Annotated in this window: 12 protein-coding genes and 5 rRNA genes; all 17 read left to right on the top strand. The window is 56.4% G+C overall.

Annotation, left to right across the window (positions count from 1 at the left end):
- The first annotated feature begins 259 nt into the window (after nucleotides 1-259).
- The 17 genes from ACSYSS_RS08090 (at nucleotide 260) to ptsP (ending at nucleotide 20823) form a co-directional block, all read left to right on the top strand.
- Nucleotides 260-3326 (top strand): 23S ribosomal RNA (locus ACSYSS_RS08090).
- 164 nt (nucleotides 3327-3490) lie between these two features.
- Nucleotides 3491-3607 (top strand): 5S ribosomal RNA (rrf, locus tag ACSYSS_RS08085).
- Nucleotides 3608-3780: 173 nt separating this feature from the next.
- Nucleotides 3781-4224: a GNAT family N-acetyltransferase gene (locus ACSYSS_RS08080; RefSeq protein WP_491703500.1), complete on the top strand. Its 444-nt coding sequence runs from the start codon at nucleotides 3781-3783 to the stop codon at nucleotides 4222-4224.
- Nucleotides 4225-4418: 194 nt separating this feature from the next.
- The gene (locus ACSYSS_RS08075) at nucleotides 4419-5414 is read left to right on the top strand and encodes a lipid II:glycine glycyltransferase FemX (protein ID WP_491703499.1); all 996 of its coding nucleotides are present in this window, start codon (nucleotides 4419-4421) and stop codon (nucleotides 5412-5414) included.
- 79 nt (nucleotides 5415-5493) lie between these two features.
- A complete protein-coding gene (locus ACSYSS_RS08070; protein WP_491703498.1) occupies nucleotides 5494-5946 on the top strand; it encodes a GNAT family N-acetyltransferase in 453 nt (150 codons plus the stop codon).
- A 1028-nt stretch (nucleotides 5947-6974) separates the two neighbouring features.
- Nucleotides 6975-8497 (top strand): 16S ribosomal RNA (locus ACSYSS_RS08065).
- Between the two features lie 405 nt (nucleotides 8498-8902).
- Nucleotides 8903-11969, top strand: a 23S ribosomal RNA gene (locus ACSYSS_RS08060).
- A gap of 164 nt (nucleotides 11970-12133) precedes the next feature.
- Nucleotides 12134-12250: ribosomal RNA gene (rrf, locus tag ACSYSS_RS08055) — 5S ribosomal RNA — on the top strand.
- The 16S, 23S and 5S rRNA genes sit together here, the layout of an rRNA operon.
- 214 nt (nucleotides 12251-12464) lie before the next feature.
- Complete coding sequence (locus tag ACSYSS_RS08050; protein WP_491703497.1) at nucleotides 12465-13403, top strand: aldo/keto reductase; 939 nt, start codon at nucleotides 12465-12467, stop codon at nucleotides 13401-13403.
- A gap of 449 nt (nucleotides 13404-13852) precedes the next feature.
- Nucleotides 13853-15418 (top strand): BglG family transcription antiterminator, encoded by a 1566-nt coding sequence (locus ACSYSS_RS08045; protein ID WP_491703496.1) that lies wholly within the window; start codon nucleotides 13853-13855, stop codon nucleotides 15416-15418.
- An 8-nt stretch (nucleotides 15419-15426) separates the two neighbouring features.
- Nucleotides 15427-15867, top strand: a complete 441-nt coding sequence (locus tag ACSYSS_RS08040; RefSeq protein WP_491703495.1) for a hypothetical protein — start codon at nucleotides 15427-15429, stop codon at nucleotides 15865-15867.
- Nucleotides 15867-16349: a PTS sugar transporter subunit IIA gene (locus ACSYSS_RS08035; RefSeq protein ID WP_491703494.1), complete on the top strand. Its 483-nt coding sequence runs from the start codon at nucleotides 15867-15869 to the stop codon at nucleotides 16347-16349. The genes ACSYSS_RS08040 and ACSYSS_RS08035 overlap by 1 nt, the downstream gene beginning before the upstream one ends.
- Before the next feature lie 59 nt (nucleotides 16350-16408).
- Nucleotides 16409-16720: a PTS fructose transporter subunit IIB gene (locus ACSYSS_RS08030; protein WP_491703493.1), complete on the top strand. Its 312-nt coding sequence runs from the start codon at nucleotides 16409-16411 to the stop codon at nucleotides 16718-16720.
- A gap of 45 nt (nucleotides 16721-16765) precedes the next feature.
- Entirely contained in the window at nucleotides 16766-17884 is a 1119-nt protein-coding gene (locus tag ACSYSS_RS08025) for a PTS fructose transporter subunit IIC (RefSeq protein WP_491703492.1), read from the top strand.
- 71 nt (nucleotides 17885-17955) lie between these two features.
- Entirely contained in the window at nucleotides 17956-18699 is a 744-nt protein-coding gene (gene alsE / locus ACSYSS_RS08020; RefSeq protein WP_491703491.1) for a D-allulose 6-phosphate 3-epimerase, read from the top strand.
- 244 nt (nucleotides 18700-18943) lie between these two features.
- Entirely contained in the window at nucleotides 18944-19204 is a 261-nt protein-coding gene (locus ACSYSS_RS08015) for an HPr family phosphocarrier protein (RefSeq protein WP_491703490.1), read from the top strand.
- Nucleotides 19204-20823, top strand: a complete 1620-nt coding sequence (gene ptsP / locus ACSYSS_RS08010; protein WP_491703489.1) for a phosphoenolpyruvate--protein phosphotransferase — start codon at nucleotides 19204-19206, stop codon at nucleotides 20821-20823. Before ACSYSS_RS08015 ends, ptsP begins: the two co-directional genes overlap by 1 nt.
- The last annotated feature ends 45 nt before the right edge of the window (nucleotides 20824-20868 follow it).

Raw genomic sequence — 20868 nt, 5'->3', positions numbered from 1 at the left:
CTGGTGCGGTCTGCGCCCCATGTGCTGCGGTCGTCCTGTGTGGCGTCGCGTGGCGTGTGGGTGTGCGGTGGTTTGAGAACTGGATAGTGGACGCGAGCAAGGATTTTTCCTTGCTTTGTGATGCAATTTTAATGGCTGGGCCCTGTTTCTAGGGGGTCCGGTCGATCGTTTTGTGATCATTTTGTGCGATAGAATATAGTGTTGTCTGGTGTTTTTCGTGTGAGGTCCCATGGCGTGCATCCCATGTGTTTGCATGGTGTGTGTCGTTGTTGGGGGCGCATGGCGGATGCCTTGGCAGACAGTACCGATGAAGGACGCAGCAGATTGCGATAAGCCTCGGGGAGCCGTCAAGCCGGCTGTGATCCGAGGGTCTCCGAATGGGGCAACCCGCCGGCCGTCATGGGCCGGCACCCGCTCGTATGGGCGTGGAGGGTACGCAGGGAAGTGAAACATCTCAGTACCTGCAGGAAAGGATATTCCGTGAGTAGTGGCGAGCGAAAGCGGATCATGGCTAAACCCCATGCGTGTGACAGCCGTCGGGCGTTGCGCGTGGGGTGTTGTGGGATCATGTGTCCGGCCTCCGACGTGGCCGGCGGACGACAGCGAGCGTGGTAGGCGAACCTGGTTGGATCCAGGGCCGCAGAGGGTGATGGCCCCGTAGCCGAAGGCGCGCTCCGGTCCGATCGTGACTCCCGAGTAGCACGGTCCACGAGGAATTCCGTGTGAATCAGCCCAGACCGTTGGGCAAAGCCTGAATATATCTGTCTGACCGATAGCGTACTAGTACCGTGAGGGAAAGGTGAAAAGCACCCCGGGAGGGGAGTGAAACAGTTTCTGAAACCGTGCGCCAGCGAACCGTCGGAGCCTTGTTATGGGGTGACGGCGTGCCTATCGAAAAATGAGTCTGCGAGTCAGTGGCATGTGGCGAGGCTAACCCGTGTGGGGGAGCCGTAGCGAAGGCGAGTCTCAATGAGGCGTGGCAGTCGCGTGTCCTGGACCCGAAGCGGGATGATCTAGCCCTGAGCAGGTTGAAGCGCGGGTAAGGCCGCGTGGAGGACCGCACCCACCTAGGTTGAAAACTGGGGGGATGACTTGGGGCTAGGGGTGAAAGGCCAATCAAATTCCGTGATAGCTGGTTCTCTCCGAAATGCATTTAGGTGCAGCGTCGCGTGTTCCCCGGTGGGGGTAGAGCTACTGGATGCCTGAGGGTCCGTTTGCGGGTACCGACGGCAACCAAACTCCGAATACCATCGGGCCGAGCGCGGCAGTGAGTCGGCGGGGGATAAGCTCCGTCGTCGAAAGGGAAACAGCCCAGACCGTCGTCTAAGGTCCCCAAGCGTGTGCTAAGTGGGAAAGGATGTGGAGTCGCATCGACAGCCAGGAGGTTGGCTCAGAAGCAGCCATCCTTGAAAGAGTGCGTAACAGCTCACTGGTCTAGTGGTTCCGCGCCGACAATGTAGCGGGGCTCAAGCACGCCACCGAAGACGCGGCAGTATTTCATACTGGGTAGGAGAGCGTCCCCAGCGGGGCGAAGCGGGCGCGGAAGCGTCCGTGGACTGCTGGGGAGTGAGAATGCAGACATGAGTAGCGAGAGACGGGTGAGGATCCCGTCCGCTGGATGACCAAGGGTTCCGGGGCCACGTTCATCGTCCCCGGGTGAGTCGGGTCCTAAGGCGAGGCCGACAGGCGTAGTCGAATGGACGAACGGGTCGATATTCCCGTACCGGCGTACGACCGACAGGTCCGAGGCGTGGGTACTAACCTCCCGCCTCGCGGATGCTCCCCTTCGGGGGTGCGGATGCGTGGTGGTTGGGACAGACCGTGTAGTAGGGCAGCGCAGGAGTGACATGACGGGTAGGCCGGCCGCGGCGGTGGTAGTCCGTGGTCAAGCGTGCGGCCCCTCCCCCAGGCAAATCCGGGGGAGTTCGGGGCGAGGCGTGACGGTGGGTCCCTTATGGGGCGAATCCGGTGGATCCCGTGATCGAGAAAAGCTTCGGCGTGAGGGCGTGCGGCGCCCGTACCGCAAACCGACACAGGTGGTCAGGTAGAGTATACCAAAGCGATCGAGCGAATCCTGGTCAAGGAACTCGGCAAATCACTCCCGTGCCTTCGGCATAAGGGAGACCCCCTCTCGTGATGGGCTTCGCGCCCGGGGCGTAGGGGGGTGGCACAGGCCAGGGGGTAGCGACTGTTTACCAAAAACACAGGTGCATGCGAAGGCGCAAGCCGCTGTATATGCACTGACGCCTGCCCGGTGCCGGAAGGTTAAGAGGATCCGTCATCCCGACTCGTTCGGGGGCAGCGGTGAATTCAAGCCCCGGTAAACGGCGGTGGTAACTATAACCATCCTAAGGTAGCGAAATTCCTTGTCGGGTAAGTTCCGACCTGCACGAATGGCGTAACGACTTCCCCACTGTCTCGACCAGGAGCTCGGCGAAATTGCAGTACGAGTAAAGATGCTCGTTAAGCGCAGAAGGACGAAAAGACCCCGGGACCTTTACTATACCTTGGTATTGGCGTTAGACGGCGGCTGTGTAGCATAGGCGGAAGGCTTCGACCCCATGGCGCCAGCCATGGGCGAGCCGTTAGTGAAATACCGCTCTGCCGCCGTCTGGCGTCTCACCTCGACGCGTGATCCGTGTCAGGGACAGTGCCTGGCGGGTAGTTTAACTGGGGCGGTTGCCTCCCAAAGAGTAACGGAGGCGCCCAAAGGTTCCCTCAGCCCGGTTGGCAATCGGGTGTTGAGTGCAATCGCACAAGGGAGCTTGACTGCGAGACCGACGGGTCGAGCAGGGACGAAAGTCGGGGATAGTGATCCGGTGCCGGCGTACGGACGCGGCATCGCTCAACGGATAAAAGGTACCCCGGGGATAACAGGCTGATCATCCCCAAGAGTCCATATCGACGGGATGGTTTGGCACCTCGATGTCGGCTCGTCGCATCCTGGGGCTGTAGCAGGTCCCAAGGGTTCGGCCGTTCGCCGATCAAAGCGGCACGCGAGCTGGGTTCAGAACGTCGTGAGACAGTTTGGTCTCTATCCTCTGCGCTCGTTGGAACATTGAGGAGGCCTGCCCATAGTACGAGAGGACCTGGGTGGACGAACCTCTGGTGTGCCGGTTGCCGCGCCAGCGGCATGGCCGGTTGGCTACGTTCGGGAGGGATAACCGCTGAAAGCATCTAAGCGGGAAGCCCGCTCCAAGATTAGTGTTCCGCACGCCCTCGAGGCGTGGAAGGCCCCAGGCAGAACACCTGGTTGATAGGCCGGACGTGGAAGCCCCGCGAGGGGTGGAGCCGACCGGTACTAACGGCCGAGAGACGACAACACATCCGATTCCCGGATCGGGCGTGGGTGCCTCTCATGGAAAGTAAGCATCATACACACTCTGCGCACAAGGTCACAAGACGGCCTGCATCACGATCGCGTCCCCTGTCCGGTCCCCGAACCGCCGCGGATTCCCCCGCGTGCGCGCGGGACGTACAACTGAAGATTTGCGGCGGCCACAGCCCAGGGGAGACGCCCGGTCCCATTCCGAACCCGGAAGCTAAGGCCTGGCACGGCGATGGTACTGCACCCGGAAGGATGTGGGAGAGTAGCACGCCGCCGCACCACACTTGGGGAGGGCCCCGCATGGACATGGTTCCATGCGGGGCCCTCCCGCATGGAACCACACACGCGAGACGGCACCCCACACCCGAAACAGACCGGCACCCCGACCTTACCCCGCGTGCCCGATGGCGGCGCCTATATCCCATTTTGTAACGTTCTAAGGACAGGCCGTTATGATTCATCTTGAGATGATAGACCATCGTAACTTTTACGAGGTCCTCTCCCTTCAGAGGCCTGAAGGCGAGCCGTATGTGGCGCCCAACAGCGTTTCCTTGGCCGAGGCATGGCTGTACCGCAACGAAGGCACCGTATTGCCTCGCGCGTTGTACAACGACGATCAGCTTGTCGGATTCGTGATGACTCATGACGATTGTGCCAGGCGATCGCGCGATCTATGGCGGATCCTCATACCTGAGGAATTCGTAAACCACGGTTATGGCTCACGTGCATTGGAGCTTCTCATTTCAGAGGTACGAGCAGATCCGGCTTTTGATTCGCTGGTGCTTTCTTATGTGCCTGGCAATGCGGCTGCCGAGCACGTGTATATGAAAGCCGGTTTTCGTGCCACCGGTGCGATCGATGACGGTGAAATCGTCATGAAGTACGATGTGCGCTGACATAATACCTACATAATGTCTGTTGTCAGCAAAAGCAATTTGAGTCTGATTCAATGTTCTTTTTTTTCGGCCATTTACCGTTTTGCCGCTTTTACTTTCAATTGCACGTTAAGTCGGAATTTACATTCAACGAACGCTATAGGCTATACTGATATTTCGGCTTTAACATATTCGATTTCTTACGGGGGACTGTAATGATTCATGTCCAACAGATTAGTGTGGACGAACTCGAAAACCAAGCAGCTCAATTGGGTATCTTGCTTCCCATTGAGCAAACCAAGGTTTGGCAGAATTATCAGGAGACCATTGAGGGGAGAACTGAGTGGGGAGCCGTAGCCATCAAAGACAATGAGCAAACATTGGCGTTGGTAAATCTCACTGATTACAGGACTCATGGCTATCACTCGCTGCATGCGTTACACGCACCTGTCTGGGTAAAGACGCCGTCGCCTGAGTCTGAAAAGGCTGTGCTTGAGGCATTGACTCAATATGTCCATAAGAAAGATCATAAGCAGGTATTTTTAAGGATTTCGACATATTCCGACTTGAGTTTGTGTTGCCCAGTGCTGTCGACCATTTCCTACGACCAGACCGTCATTATCGATGTGACCGGCGGAGACGATGAGATCCTCAGGAGGATGAAATCCAGAGGACGCCGCGATGTGCGTAAGTCGCTGCGCGAAAGTCCTGCACAATGTGCAGATGAAACCGACAAGGCTGCGGTTTCGTTCGAGGAATATTACGATGTCATGCAGGAGACCGGCAATAGGGATGGTTTCCATCCAGCTCCATGCTCCGACTATGAGGATATGATCCGGATCCTTGGCCCTGAGCACTGCCGTGTCTACGCCGGTCGCATCGACGGCCGGGTGGTCACCTGGTCGATAGTCACGATTTCAGGCACCCGTGGTGTGCGCTACTACGGTGCCAGCCGAAACGCCAGCATGCGCCAGCACGTCACAGACAAACTTGTGTATTTCGAATGCTGCGATCTCGGTGCGAACAAGGGTGTGGAGAGCTACGACATGATGGGCATCGGTGACGATTTCGCGCCCAGCCTCAAGGGGCTCAATGAGTTCAAGACGAAATTCACTGCAGAAACCACCCCGGTGGCCCCCAATCGTGACATACCTTTGAGAAATACGTTCTATACGGCTTTGGTGACGGCCAAACGCCTCCGTGATCGGTGACTGAAAGCCGCAACTTGCACGGCCAATGCGCGTCTACTATCCAGATTTGTTTAAAACTCAATTTTTTGAAGAAGGCAACATGGTGCATCTCGAGCCGATAGATCGCCATAACTTTTATGAGGTGCTTGACCAGAAACGTCCTGACGGCGAAGAGTACGTATCTCCCAACAGCGTTTCGCTTGCCGAGGCTTGGCTCTACCGAGACAAGTATGTGGTTCGTCCGCGCGCCATCTACAGCGATGACGAGTTGGTGGGTTTCGTGGTTACGTATGATGTTCCGGCCAAGAGCACGCGAATCATCGCCAGGTTTCTGATACCTGAAGAGTACGTGAACCAGGATTATGGGACGAAGACCTTGAAGATTCTCATTGATGAGTTGAATGAAGATACGTCGCATGATTCACTGGAGCTCTCATACGTTCCCGGCAATACGCGTGCGGAGTACGTCTACACCAAGATGGGTTTTCGCCCCACCGGTGAACTTCATAAAGGCGAGATCATCATGAAGTATTCAGCCACTATTGCGCAATAGACGGGAGCAGATTCCCGCGATGAATGAGCGAGAGTAAACAAAAATCGAAAGACTGAATGCCGCTGTGTGCGCTGTTCGAAGGCGTGTGGTGATTGACCGCCAAGATTACGACATAATGTCCATTATCGGATTTTATTTTTACTTCGTCCGTAAAAAATTAATTAGAATCAATGCACAGAGCAGACGATGCAAGTAGACGTAGTATGTGGCTCGCGTAGCGGGCCATCAAAATACGGAATGCTGCTGATGCGATTGTTTGCCTAACATTGGGAAAAATAATGTGGCTTTGCTGGAAAATATTGCCTTGAAAAACCAAGGCTGCAGCGCTTATGCCGAAATTCGGTAATGATGGTAGGAATGCCGTGAGCCTTCTAACTGCATCGGATAATTTCTCAAATGAGGTTGCGATTAGATTGAATCCGCAGGAAACAGGAAGGTTTGTTAAAAATAGGTGGGTAAACATGATAGGTAAGTAAACCTGTGGCTGTGTAAGCTGTGTTTTAAGAAAAGATTTTTTACTGTGCGCAGGGTGCTATCAAGAATGCAGGGTAACGCAAAGCTGAGAGGTCGAAAAAAGATGGCGACACACCGTAGTGAAAGAAATACAAGAAAATATTTCGTCATCGTATCGCTTTTCTGGAGTAAGAAAATCATTATTCGCGTGAATTCGACACGCCGATGAAGGCTAATGTTTGCAAGTGTTTTTGTAAATTTATAGATGTGCTACTTGCGTAAGTAGACGGAATCTAGTAAATTATTCCTTTGCTGCCTGACAGCGACAATATTTCTTCGAAATAGATTGAACTTGTTGGTGTGGTGGTGGTTTGAGAACTCAAGAGTGTGTCTGTACTACTTTTTCAAGTATTTTGAATGCCAGTCCGATGTCCGCCTTGGCCTGTTGGCCGGGGTCGTCCGAGGGGGCGCCAAGGGGTGTCGGGGTTTTTTAGTGTGGACCGTTTGATCCTTATTCAAACGGTCCCGTCAATGATTATTGTGAGAGTCTGTTGAGGATTCTTTCTGCAATGTTTTTTGTGGAGGGTTCGATTCTGGCTCAGGATGAACGCTGGCGGCGTGCTTAACACATGCAAGTCGAACGGGATCCATGGTGCTTGCACTATGGTGAGAGTGGCGAACGGGAGAGTAATGCGTGACCGACCTGCCCCGTGCTCCGGAATAGCTCCTGGAAACGGGTGGTAATGCCGGATGCTCCGCGCCCCTGCATGGGGGTGTGGGAAAGCTCTGGCGGCATGGGATGGGGTCGCGTCCTATCAGCTTGTTGGCGGGGCAACGGCCCACCAAGGCTTCGACGGGTAGCCGGCCTGAGAGGGTGACCGGCCTCATTGGGACTGAGATACGGCCCAGACTCCTACGGGAGGCAGCAGTGGGGAATATTGCACAATGGGCGCAAGCCTGATGCAGCGACGTCGCGTGCGGGATGGAGGCCTTCGGGTTGTAAACCGCTTTTGTTGGGGAGCAAGCGAGAGTGAGTGTACCCTTCGAATAAGGACCGGCTAACTACGTGCCAGCAGCCGCGGTAATACGTAGGGTCCAAGCGTTATCCGGATTTATTGGGCGTAAAGGGCTCGTAGGCGGCTTGTCGCGTCCGGTGTGAAAGTCCATCGCTCAACGGTGGATTCGCGCCGGGTACGGGCAGGCTGGAGTGCAGTAGGGGAGACTGGAATTCCCGGTGTAACGGTGGAATGTGTAGATATCGGGAAGAACACCAATGGCGAAGGCAGGTCTCTGGGCTGTCACTGACGCTGAGGAGCGAAAGCGTGGGGAGCGAACAGGATTAGATACCCTGGTAGTCCACGCCGTAAACGGTGGATGCTGGATGTGGGGCCCGTTCCACGGGTTCCGCGTCGGAGCTAACGCGTTAAGCATCCCGCCTGGGGAGTACGGCCGCAAGGCTAAAACTCAAAGAAATTGACGGGGGCCCGCACAAGCGGCGGAGCATGCGGATTAATTCGATGCAACGCGAAGAACCTTACCTGGGCTTGACATGTGCCGGACAGCCCCAGAGATGGGGCCTCCCTTCGGGGCCGGTTCACAGGTGGTGCATGGTCGTCGTCAGCTCGTGTCGTGAGATGTTGGGTCAAGTCCCGCAACGAGCGCAACCCTCGCCCTGTGTTGCCAGCGCGTCATGGCGGGAACTCGCAGGGGACCGCCGGGGTTAACCCGGAGGAAGGTGGGGATGACGTCAGATCATCATGCCCCTTACGTCCAGGGCTTCACGCATGCTACAATGGCCGGTACAACGGGATGCGACGCGGCGACGCGGAGCGGATCCCTGAAAACCGGTCTCAGTTCGGATCGGAGCCTGCAACCCGGCTCCGTGAAGGCGGAGTCGCTAGTAATCGCGGATCAGCAACGCCGCGGTGAATGCGTTCCCGGGCCTTGTACACACCGCCCGTCAAGTCATGAAAGTGGGCAGCACCCGAAGCCGGTGTCCGAACCCTTGTGGGCGGAGCCGTCTAAGGTGAGGCTCGCGATTGGGACTAAGTCGTAACAAGGTAGCCGTACCGGAAGGTGCGGCTGGATCACCTCCTTTCTACGGAGAGTTCAGGCCACTGTCTGGTGGCCGGTGTCGGACCCCATGGGATGCTCCCGTGGCGGTCCTGCTGGTGTGGAAACGTTCGGATGCTTTGTGGTGCGGACATGCTTTTGGGTCCCCGGACCGTCACCCCAGGCGTTGGCCTGGTGCGGTCTGCGCCCCATGTGCTGCGGTCGTCCTGTGTGGCGTCGCGTGGCGTGTGGGTGTGCGGTGGTTTGAGAACTGGATAGTGGACGCGAGCAAGGATTTTTCCTTGCTTTGTGATGCAATTTTAATGGCTGGGCCCTGTTTCTAGGGGGTCCGGTCGATCGTTTTGTGATCATTTTGTGCGATAGAATATAGTGTTGTCTGGTGTTTTTCGTGTGAGGTCCCATGGCGTGCATCCCATGTGTTTGCATGGTGTGTGTCGTTGTTGGGGGCGCATGGCGGATGCCTTGGCAGACAGTACCGATGAAGGACGCAGCAGATTGCGATAAGCCTCGGGGAGCCGTCAAGCCGGCTGTGATCCGAGGGTCTCCGAATGGGGCAACCCGCCGGCCGTCATGGGCCGGCACCCGCTCGTATGGGCGTGGAGGGTACGCAGGGAAGTGAAACATCTCAGTACCTGCAGGAAAGGATATTCCGTGAGTAGTGGCGAGCGAAAGCGGATCATGGCTAAACCCCATGCGTGTGACAGCCGTCGGGCGTTGCGCGTGGGGTGTTGTGGGATCATGTGTCCGGCCTCCGACGTGGCCGGCGGACGACAGCGAGCGTGGTAGGCGAACCTGGTTGGATCCAGGGCCGCAGAGGGTGATGGCCCCGTAGCCGAAGGCGCGCTCCGGTCCGATCGTGACTCCCGAGTAGCACGGTCCACGAGGAATTCCGTGTGAATCAGCCCAGACCGTTGGGCAAAGCCTGAATATATCTGTCTGACCGATAGCGTACTAGTACCGTGAGGGAAAGGTGAAAAGCACCCCGGGAGGGGAGTGAAACAGTTTCTGAAACCGTGCGCCAGCGAACCGTCGGAGCCTTGTTATGGGGTGACGGCGTGCCTATCGAAAAATGAGTCTGCGAGTCAGTGGCATGTGGCGAGGCTAACCCGTGTGGGGGAGCCGTAGCGAAGGCGAGTCTCAATGAGGCGTGGCAGTCGCGTGTCCTGGACCCGAAGCGGGATGATCTAGCCCTGAGCAGGTTGAAGCGCGGGTAAGGCCGCGTGGAGGACCGCACCCACCTAGGTTGAAAACTGGGGGGATGACTTGGGGCTAGGGGTGAAAGGCCAATCAAATTCCGTGATAGCTGGTTCTCTCCGAAATGCATTTAGGTGCAGCGTCGCGTGTTCCCCGGTGGGGGTAGAGCTACTGGATGCCTGAGGGTCCGTTTGCGGGTACCGACGGCAACCAAACTCCGAATACCATCGGGCCGAGCGCGGCAGTGAGTCGGCGGGGGATAAGCTCCGTCGTCGAAAGGGAAACAGCCCAGACCGTCGTCTAAGGTCCCCAAGCGTGTGCTAAGTGGGAAAGGATGTGGAGTCGCATCGACAGCCAGGAGGTTGGCTCAGAAGCAGCCATCCTTGAAAGAGTGCGTAACAGCTCACTGGTCTAGTGGTTCCGCGCCGACAATGTAGCGGGGCTCAAGCACGCCACCGAAGACGCGGCAGTATTTCATACTGGGTAGGAGAGCGTCCCCAGCGGGGCGAAGCGGGCGCGGAAGCGTCCGTGGACTGCTGGGGAGTGAGAATGCAGACATGAGTAGCGAGAGACGGGTGAGGATCCCGTCCGCTGGATGACCAAGGGTTCCGGGGCCACGTTCATCGTCCCCGGGTGAGTCGGGTCCTAAGGCGAGGCCGACAGGCGTAGTCGAATGGACGAACGGGTCGATATTCCCGTACCGGCGTACGACCGACAGGTCCGAGGCGTGGGTACTAACCTCCCGCCTCGCGGATGCTCCCCTTCGGGGGTGCGGATGCGTGGTGGTTGGGACAGACCGTGTAGTAGGGCAGCGCAGGAGTGACATGACGGGTAGGCCGGCCGCGGCGGTGGTAGTCCGTGGTCAAGCGTGCGGCCCCTCCCCCAGGCAAATCCGGGGGAGTTCGGGGCGAGGCGTGACGGTGGGTCCCTTATGGGGCGAATCCGGTGGATCCCGTGATCGAGAAAAGCTTCGGCGTGAGGGCGTGCGGCGCCCGTACCGCAAACCGACACAGGTGGTCAGGTAGAGTATACCAAAGCGATCGAGCGAATCCTGGTCAAGGAACTCGGCAAATCACTCCCGTGCCTTCGGCATAAGGGAGACCCCCTCTCGTGATGGGCTTCGCGCCCGGGGCGTAGGGGGGTGGCACAGGCCAGGGGGTAGCGACTGTTTACCAAAAACACAGGTGCATGCGAAGGCGCAAGCCGCTGTATATGCACTGACGCCTGCCCGGTGCCGGAAGGTTAAGAGGATCCGTCATCCCGACTCGTTCGGGGGCAGCGGTGAATTCAAGCCCCGGTAAACGGCGGTGGTAACTATAACCATCCTAAGGTAGCGAAATTCCTTGTCGGGTAAGTTCCGACCTGCACGAATGGCGTAACGACTTCCCCACTGTCTCGACCAGGAGCTCGGCGAAATTGCAGTACGAGTAAAGATGCTCGTTAAGCGCAGAAGGACGAAAAGACCCCGGGACCTTTACTATACCTTGGTATTGGCGTTAGACGGCGGCTGTGTAGCATAGGCGGAAGGCTTCGACCCCATGGCGCCAGCCATGGGCGAGCCGTTAGTGAAATACCGCTCTGCCGCCGTCTGGCGTCTCACCTCGACGCGTGATCCGTGTCAGGGACAGTGCCTGGCGGGTAGTTTAACTGGGGCGGTTGCCTCCCAAAGAGTAACGGAGGCGCCCAAAGGTTCCCTCAGCCCGGTTGGCAATCGGGTGTTGAGTGCAATCGCACAAGGGAGCTTGACTGCGAGACCGACGGGTCGAGCAGGGACGAAAGTCGGGGATAGTGATCCGGTGCCGGCGTACGGACGCGGCATCGCTCAACGGATAAAAGGTACCCCGGGGATAACAGGCTGATCATCCCCAAGAGTCCATATCGACGGGATGGTTTGGCACCTCGATGTCGGCTCGTCGCATCCTGGGGCTGTAGCAGGTCCCAAGGGTTCGGCCGTTCGCCGATCAAAGCGGCACGCGAGCTGGGTTCAGAACGTCGTGAGACAGTTTGGTCTCTATCCTCTGCGCTCGTTGGAACATTGAGGAGGCCTGCCCATAGTACGAGAGGACCTGGGTGGACGAACCTCTGGTGTGCCGGTTGCCGCGCCAGCGGCATGGCCGGTTGGCTACGTTCGGGAGGGATAACCGCTGAAAGCATCTAAGCGGGAAGCCCGCTCCAAGATTAGTGTTCCGCACGCCCTCGAGGCGTGGAAGGCCCCAGGCAGAACACCTGGTTGATAGGCCGGACGTGGAAGCCCCGCGAGGGGTGGAGCCGACCGGTACTAACGGCCGAGAGACGACAACACATCCGATTCCCGGATCGGGCGTGGGTGCCTCTCATGGAAAGTAAGCATCATACACACTCTGCGCACAAGGTCACAAGACGGCCTGCATCACGATCGCGTCCCCTGTCCGGTCCCCGAACCGCCGCGGATTCCCCCGCGTGCGCGCGGGACGTACAACTGAAGATTTGCGGCGGCCACAGCCCAGGGGAGACGCCCGGTCCCATTCCGAACCCGGAAGCTAAGGCCTGGCACGGCGATGGTACTGCACCCGGAAGGATGTGGGAGAGTAGCACGCCGCCGCACCACACTTGGGGAGGGCCCCGCATGGACATGGTTCCATGCGGGGCCCTCCCGCATGGAACCACACACGCGAGACGGCACCCCACACCCGAAACAGACCGGCACCCCGACCTTACCCCGCGTGCCCGATGGCGGCGCCTATATCCCATTTTCCACATATACTTGACTTGAACAGGATTGTATGTTCTGATTCTCAAAGAAAGGGTTGGGTGGGGCAATGAAATATTCCGAACTTGGACAATCAGGCGTCAACGCATCACGAGTGGCTTTAGGCGTCATGCGCATCGATGGTAAATCTCCGGAGGATGCTCGGGAAATTGTTTCCACTGCGTTGCTTGAGGGCGTTAATTTTTTCGATACTGCCGATGGCTATGCCGCTGGGGAGAGCAGTAGAAGACTTGGACAGGCCCTCAAAGATTTGCGGGTGGAACGAGAGAAAATCTACATCCAGACCAAATTTGGGATTTATCGTAATCCCCAAACCGACAAGATTACCCGGTACGACTTTTCCAAGCAGCATTTGCTGGAAGCCATTGATGATGAATTGAACAATCTACAGACGGATTATGTTGACTTTGTGCTTTTGCACAGACCAGATACGCTTGTCGATTTGGACGAACTGGCCGAAGCCTTCAACGAGTTGCAGAACAGCGGCAAAGTTCGTCACTTTGGTGTCAGCAACGTCAGCCCCATGCAAGTTGAGATGCTTCAAAGCGCGGTGGGGCAGAAACTCGAGGTGAACCAATTGCAGTTTGGTCTTGGCCACACCGGGATGATTCAGCAGGAGTTTCATGTGAATATGGACGACGCCGCAAGCCTTGACCATGACGGTGGACTCATTAGTTACTCCAGGCTGACAAATATGACGATCCAAGCTTGGAGCCCATTCCAGACGGGATTTTTCGATGGTGTGTTTATGGATAATCCGAAGTTTCCTGAACTCAATGCCATGCTGGAAACCGTGGCGAATAGACACGGCACTAATAAGAATGCCATAGCAGTGGCCTGGATTCTGCGTCATCCGGCAATGATGCAGGTGCTCATAGGCTCAATGACTCCCAAGCGCATCGTGCAGATGACACAAGGTGCAGATGTGCAGCTCAGCGCACAGGAGTGGTACGACCTGTATCTTTCAGCCGGAAACGATTTGCCGTAGGCAACGCTTCGCGCGAGGCGAAGTGTGTGCTGATTGTGCACTGCTCGCCTTATGACTGTGTTGCGATTCGAAAGGGATTCTTTACAGTCGGATAAAAGCCCGCATGGTTGTTACTGTGCGGGCTTTTTCATGCTCGAACGGGAAAAATCTAAACGTTCCGGATAGTGCACAATAGTCACCGAATAATTCACAGATAAGCGGCTTCATATCTATTTCATCATGCGGAAATTTTCTGCTATGAGCATTGAAGGCCATGGCTCCGCCTGCTACGAACGATATATTTGGTTGCTGATTATATCCATCATAATAAATTAAAATGTCTAGATTGTTTGGATTCAAATGCCTATTACCTTGTTGAGAAAATGTCCATTGTCAATTGACTTGATCCTGTGTTTGCGTAAGGCAATCCCTACAGAGATTTCAGTACCATGTAATCTCTAAGGAGGTCGATGATGGCGCTTTGCGAACAATCAGTTGTTGATTATCTAGCGAACCGACGGGATTTTGTACCGGCTTCCGAAATCGCTCTCGTTTTCAATGTGTCTACACGTACGGTTGGTCGTACTGTCAAACAGATCAATGATTCGAATTCTGGATTTGCGGTGATCGAATCACGCCGTGGGCGCGGATACCGCTTGGCACAGCCATATCAAAGGTCGGAGTCGTTGGCAGCGACCAATCCCGGTACGCTGGCGACCCCATCAAAGGTCAACCATGATGAACGCAATCGGGTAAGTCGTCTTACGTCTGTTGAGCGCAGGGACGAGATACTGAAAAAACTGTTGATGACTTCGCCTCAGCAGCATCGCATTACAACGTTGTGGGGTCAATACTTCATCAGTGAATCCGCGATTTCGATGGATATCCACAAATTGCGTGGTGTGCTGGGCAAATATGAGTGCAAAGTGGTGCGCAGCGGCGACATTATTTGGATTGATGGCTCGGAGTCCGATATTCGTAGGGCCATATGCGATTTGCTTTCCAGCTCGAACGTTATGGAGACTGGTCGTTTTCTTCAGCCAAACCAACTCGTCCAGCAACGTGACGTAGCGTTCGTTCAGCAGCTGCTTGGCAATATCGAAAAGCTGACGGATGCTGAAATCCCCTATCCGTATAGCGTCAACCTCTTCACCCATCTGTACATACTGATTGAACGATACCGTGAGGTCGGAGTGATGCCGTCAGAGGAGTATCCCGCCCAGGCCCGCGAGGAGCTCGACCAGGATCCGGCGTGGAAACAGATTTGCCGTTCAGTCATCGATGACATCAATGAATATCTTAATGCTCAGCTCCCTGAAGTCGAGATGTATTACCTCTACCAATACCTTTCGTCGTCTCGTATTGATGCCCGGCAGTCGGGAACATATACGATTCCGCCGATAGTGGGGGAAGTGACGCACTACCTCATCAACGAGGTGACAGCCGCGTTGCCCCACCACAACATCGATGTGGACACTCTCTTCTTGAATCTCGCGAAGCATATGAAGCCGCTGCTCAACCGTTTGCAAAACAAAATCAGGGTAAACAACAACCTCTTGGAACAGATTATTCTCGAATACCCTGATTTGTACGCCACGGTCAAGTCGGTATGTGCCCGAATGGTTGAGCAATTCTCGCTTAATGACATCTGCGATGAAGAAGTCGGGTTCATTACGGTCTATTTTGCCAATGCATACGACAATGCCCGCCCGAAGATCAACATCATGCTGGTATGCACAACGGGTTTGGGTACGGCGCAGCTGCTCAGAGGCAAGATTGAGCGGCGATTCTCTACATTTAACATTTTGCAAACCGTGGCTGCTAAGGATTTGCAGAAGGAGATAGATAAGCACCCTGAGACTGATTTGGTGGTTTCGACGGTGGACCTGGGTGAGGACTTCGATGTGCGGGTGCTCGTGGTCAGTGCCATGCTCACTATTGAGGATCAGCAGCGGCTCGAACTGGTAGCCAACGAGATTCTTCAATCCAAGACATTCGCGCAGCAAGAGCCACAAGAACAGCGAGGACGTCAATGATGAGGCGAATGGTGTTGTGGGAGGATCCGCAGATGGCACAGTGCCGCAATATGACGCAGGTGCTGCAGGCGGCCGGAAACTATCTTTACGGGTTGGGTCTGGTTCATAGCGGTGCGGCGCTGGCGGTTTTGCTTGAGAACCGCTGCAGGGCCGGTGACGTGATGCTGGCTCCAGGATTTCCCAATCCGCATGCACAAAGCGATGATGCAGAGGATGCGGTGTTGCTGTACCTAAAGTTCGCAGACCAGTTGCATTTCGACATCGCGGCACCGCGAAAACAAGATTTCAACCGCATGTTGGTGACCGTCGTTCCTGCAAGGCTCTGCAGGGAAGACGGCATGCAGATACAGACGCTGTACCACGAGATGGCGGATGAAGGAGTGTTGGCGGTATTGGCCAATGGCACACAACAGGAAGTTCAGCATCTAGTGCTGACGGAAGGGGAATAATGGTAGATACTACGGGTATGGATGCGGCGGCACTCGCGGAGGTGCTTGACACCAAGACCATAGTGACCGATTTGGTGGCGACTTCCAAGGAAGATGTATTCAAGGAATTGGCCGCCCGGCTTCAGTCCGCGGGCTATATCGCCGATGTGGATGCATTCATCAACGCCGTCCATGAGCGTGAGCAACAGGGGGCCACAGGCATCGGCGGGCATGTTGCCATACCGCACGGCAGAAGCGACACTGTGCAACGCAACGGTGTGGCCATTGCCATTCTTCACGACGAAGTGGCATGGGAGTCCTTGGACGATACGGGGGCGAAGGTCGTGGTGCTCTTTGCAGTGGGCGCTGACGACGAAGGATCGAAGCGACACCTCAAGCTGCTCTCGCTCTTTGCCAGAAGGCTTGCGAAGGCGGATGTGGTCAATGCGCTCATTGCCGCCAAGAGTGTCGATGACGTCAAATCGGCATTGCTCGGCCGGTGAGCATTCGTATCAGAGATATCAAAGTTTCATATTAGCAAGGTTCATCAAAGGAGAACAATATGAAAATTGTAGGAGTGACCGCGTGCACGATCGGCATCGCACACACGTACCTGGCGCAACAGAAGCTCCAGGATGCCGCTGAGGCCAAGGGCGACGAGATCAAAATCGAGACCCAGGGCACCATCGGCATTGAGAATGCGTTGACTAAGGAAGACATCGCCGCAGCCGACGTTGTGATTCTGGCCGTCGACATCAAGATTGCCGACGAAGAGCGCTTCAAGGGCAAGAAAGTGGTGAAGGTCTCCACCGACACCGCCATCAAGTCCCCGAACAAGCTCATTGCCAAGCTTCATGAAATCGTTGCGAAGTAACAGCATCGGGCGGAATAACAAGTAACACAAGACAAAGAAGTTAACATGAAGGATTTTTGGAAAAAAGCGAATTTTAAGGGTCACCTCCTGACCGCCATCTCGTACATGATTCCTATTGTGTGCGGTGCCGGCTTCATCATCGCCATCGGCATGGCATTCGGAGGCAAGAGCCAGGATGCGCTCGTGATGGGCAAGTTCGATTTCTGGCAGGCGCTCGCCACTCTTGGTGGCAAGGCTTTGGGTCTGCTGCCTGTCATCATCGCCACTGGCATTGCCTTCTCGATTGCAGGCAAGCCAGGCATCGCCCCCGGCTTTGTGACCGGCCTTGCGGCTGTGTCCATTAGCGCCGGCTTCATCGGCGGCATGATCGGTGGCTACATCGCCGGCTGGCTTGCCTTCGCGGTGCTCAAGTACGTGAAGGTTCCGAATTGGGCCAAGGGCCTGATGCCGACGTTGATCGTGCCGTTCCTGGCATCCATTGTCAGCGGCCTGATCATGGTCTACATCATCGGCACCCCGGTCTCCTGGTTCACCGACTGGCTCACCAGTCTGCTCAAGAGCCTCAACGGCGCCTCCAACCTGGTGCTCGGCGGCGTCATCGGGGGCCTGAGCATCGTCGATTTCGGCGGCCCGATCAACAAGACCGTGTTCGCATTCGGCTTGACGCTTCAGGCACAGGGCATCAACGGCCCGGTCACCGCTTTGCAGTTGACCAACACCGCCACCCCGATCGGCTTTGGCTTTGCGTACCTCGTGGCCAAGCTGCTGCGTAAGCGCATCTACACCAACGAAGAGGTGGAGACCTTGAAGTCGTCCGTGCCGATGGGCGTGGTGAACATCGTCGAAGGCACCATCCCGATTGTGATGAACGACATCGTCCGTGGTGTCATCGCCGCGGCCTGCGGTGGCGTTTGCGAAGGCGCCATCCTCATGTCCATGACCGGCGCCAAGGGTGCAACGGTGCCGTTCGGTGGTTTCCTCATGCTGCCGACCATGGGATCCCTGTGGTGGGTCGGTCTGCTGGCCATCGCGGCAAACGTGCTGGTGACAGGCGTGGTCTATGCACTGATCAAGAAGAACATCCCCGAAGGCAGCGAGCAGGCCGGCCCTGCCACCGCCGAAGATGAGGAAGACCTGGACTTGGACGACATCCAGGTCATGTAACGGCGTCGACGGGTGCCGGCGTGCCGCGGTGTGCCGGCACCCGTTGTTGCAATCAATCGAAAGGAAATTCTATGTCGGAAGTCTCGAAGTCAAACCTCAAAGATCGGCCGATCGCGCTTGCGCCTTCGCTCATGACCATGGATCTCGATCAGTTCAAGGAGCAGGTCTCCTTCCTCGACACCAGGGTCAACCAATATCACATCGACATCATGGACGGCCATTTCGTGCCGAACATCACGCTTTCGCCGTGGTTCATCGAGCAGACCCGCAAGATTTCGAAGCTGCCCATGAGCGCGCATTTGATGGTGACGGACGCGCCGTTCTGGGTGCAACAGCTCATCGACATCAAGTGCGAGGAGATCAGTATGCCGGTGGAGGTGACCAACGGTGTGGCGTTCAGGCTCATCGATCAGATTCATGACGCTGGGCTCAAGGCCGGCATAGTGATGAACCCCGAGACCCCGGTCAGCTCACTGATGCCGTTCATCGACCAGCTCGACAGTGTGATGGTGATGACCATCGATCCTGGTTTTGCCGGTCAGCGCTTCCTCCAGGTGTGCCTCGACAAGATCGTTGAGCTGCGTAGGCTGCGTGAGGAGAAGGGCTACAAGTACCGCATCCAGATGGATGGCTCAACCAATCTGGCGCATTGGAAGATGATTTCGGACGCCGATCCCGACGTATATGTGATCGGTCGCAGTGGGCTCTTCGGTTTGACCGACAACATCGCGGATTCTTGGAAGCAGATGGTCGGTGAGTATGAACAGTCCACCGGCTACAGGTTCGATACGGGCATGCCCGACTGCAGGAAGTGAGGGGGCAACAGTCTCCGCATCGATAGGGATTTCCCGCCGTGAAGTGCGACGGGGTTGAAACCAGGTTCTGGCGGTCGTTCGCATGTGGCCGCCCGGACCGGTTTTATATATTGACGAATCGTCAAATAAAGATACGACAGGCTGCACTGTGTTGCGTGCTTGAGGCGCGGCAAAACATCATTTAGGTTTTTGAATTTCGGTGTGCAGTGGAGCGGATGACTGATTTTGGATAAAGGAAGTAGCAATGGCAAGTACATTTACATTTACAGTTGGCGACCCCAATGGCATCCATGCCAGACCGGCCAGTGAGCTGGTCTCCAAGGCTCAGGGATACAAGTCCAAGGTCATGGTGGGCGTGGGGGAGCCCACGGCCGACGCCAAGAGCATTCTGGGAGTGATGGGCCTGGGCGTCAAGGCCGGTGATACGCTCACCGTCACTGTCGAAGGCGAAGATGAAGACACTGCTGCCAAGGACTTGGAACAGTTCTTTAAGGAGAATCTGTGATGAAGAAAATACAAGGCACTGGTGTTTCGGCAGGTGTCGCCATCGGGCGTATTGCTGTGCTGCGTGCAAAGCAGGAGGTTTTACGCCGAGAGGTGGGCGACCGCAAGGCCGAAGTGGAGCGGTTCCATGCCGCCCAGAAGCGTGCTGTGGCTCAGCTTGATGCCTTACGCGTCAGTACTGCGGCCTCGTTGGGTGAGGATAAGGCGCAGCTGTTTGATGCCCACAAACTTATGATTCAAGATCCAAGCTACGCTGGTGGCGTGGAGCAGATGATTGACGATGAGGGTGTGAACGCCGAATATGCTGTCAGCTCCACCGGAGAGAAGTTCGCAGCCATGTTCGCCGGTATGGACAACGACTATATGCGGGGTCGTGCGGCGGATGTACGTGATATTTCCGAGCGTCTGATTGCGGTGCTTGAGGGCCATGATGAGAATGAGAGCGCAGCGGATGGTGGCTCGCACATCATCCTTGCCGAAGATCTGACACCTAGCCAAACGGCACAGCTTGACCGTACAAAGATCATGGCATTGGTGACTGCCAAGGGCTCGCGCAATGCGCATACAGCCATTTTGGCCCGCACCATGGCATTGCCTGCCGTCATAGGCATCGGCGACGCCTTCGATGAGGGGGACGATGGAAAGGAAGCCATTGTAGACGGTGAAACCGGCGTGGTGCTGGTTGACCCCGATGAGGCAAACCTGAAGGAATACCAAGAGAAAAAGCGGAAGTATGACGAACATCAACGTTTGCTCCAGAACCTGAAAGGCAAGCCCACCCAGACCCACTCGGGGCAGAAGGTGAAGCTCTATGCCAACATTGGCCGCCCCTCGGACGTGGACGATGTGCTAGCCAACGATGCTGAGGGTATCGGTCTGTTCCGCAGCGAGTTCCTCTACCTCGACAGTACGGATTACCCCACGGAGGACTTTCAGTTCAACGCATACCGCGAGGTGGCAGAGCGCATGGAAGGCAAGGACGTGGTGATTCGCACGCTCGACATCGGCGCCGACAAGCAGGTGGGTTACTTTAACCTGGAGCACGAGGCCAACCCGGCGCTCGGCTACCGTGCCATCCGCATCTGCCTGACCAAACCGGAGATTTTCAAGGTTCAGCTGCGTGCCATCCTGCGTGCATCGGCATTCGGCAACATCTCCATCATGCTTCCGATGATCACCTCGGTGAAGGAAGTGCACGACGCCAAGGCGATTATCGACGAGGTGAAGGCTGATTTGAGGGCTGAGCACATTGATTTCAACGAGGGCATCAAGATCGGCATCATGATCGAGACACCGGCATCGGTGATCATGGCTCCTGAGCTGGCCCACGAAGTGGACTTCTTCTCCATCGGCACCAACGACCTGACGCAGTACACTCTGGCATGCGACCGGCAGAACCCGAATCTCGGCCGATTTGCCGACCCGCATTCACCGGCCGTGCTGCGCATGATCGCCATGGCTGCAAAGGCCGCGCATGATGCCGGTATCTGGTGTGGCATCTGCGGCGAGCTGGGAGCCGACCGCGAGCTGACGCAGACGTTCCTTGACGACGGCATCGACGAGCTCTCGGTGACACCGAGCAGCGTGCTGCCGTTGCGCGAGGTGGTGCGCGAGCACTGATTCGATCCGATGCCATATGCCGCTGAACGGTGCGGCGTGAATGAT

The organism is Bifidobacterium sp. ESL1118 (assembly GCF_058505595.1).
Note: the sequence above shows the minus strand (reverse complement) of the source record. Positions and strands in the feature narration are given on the sequence as shown.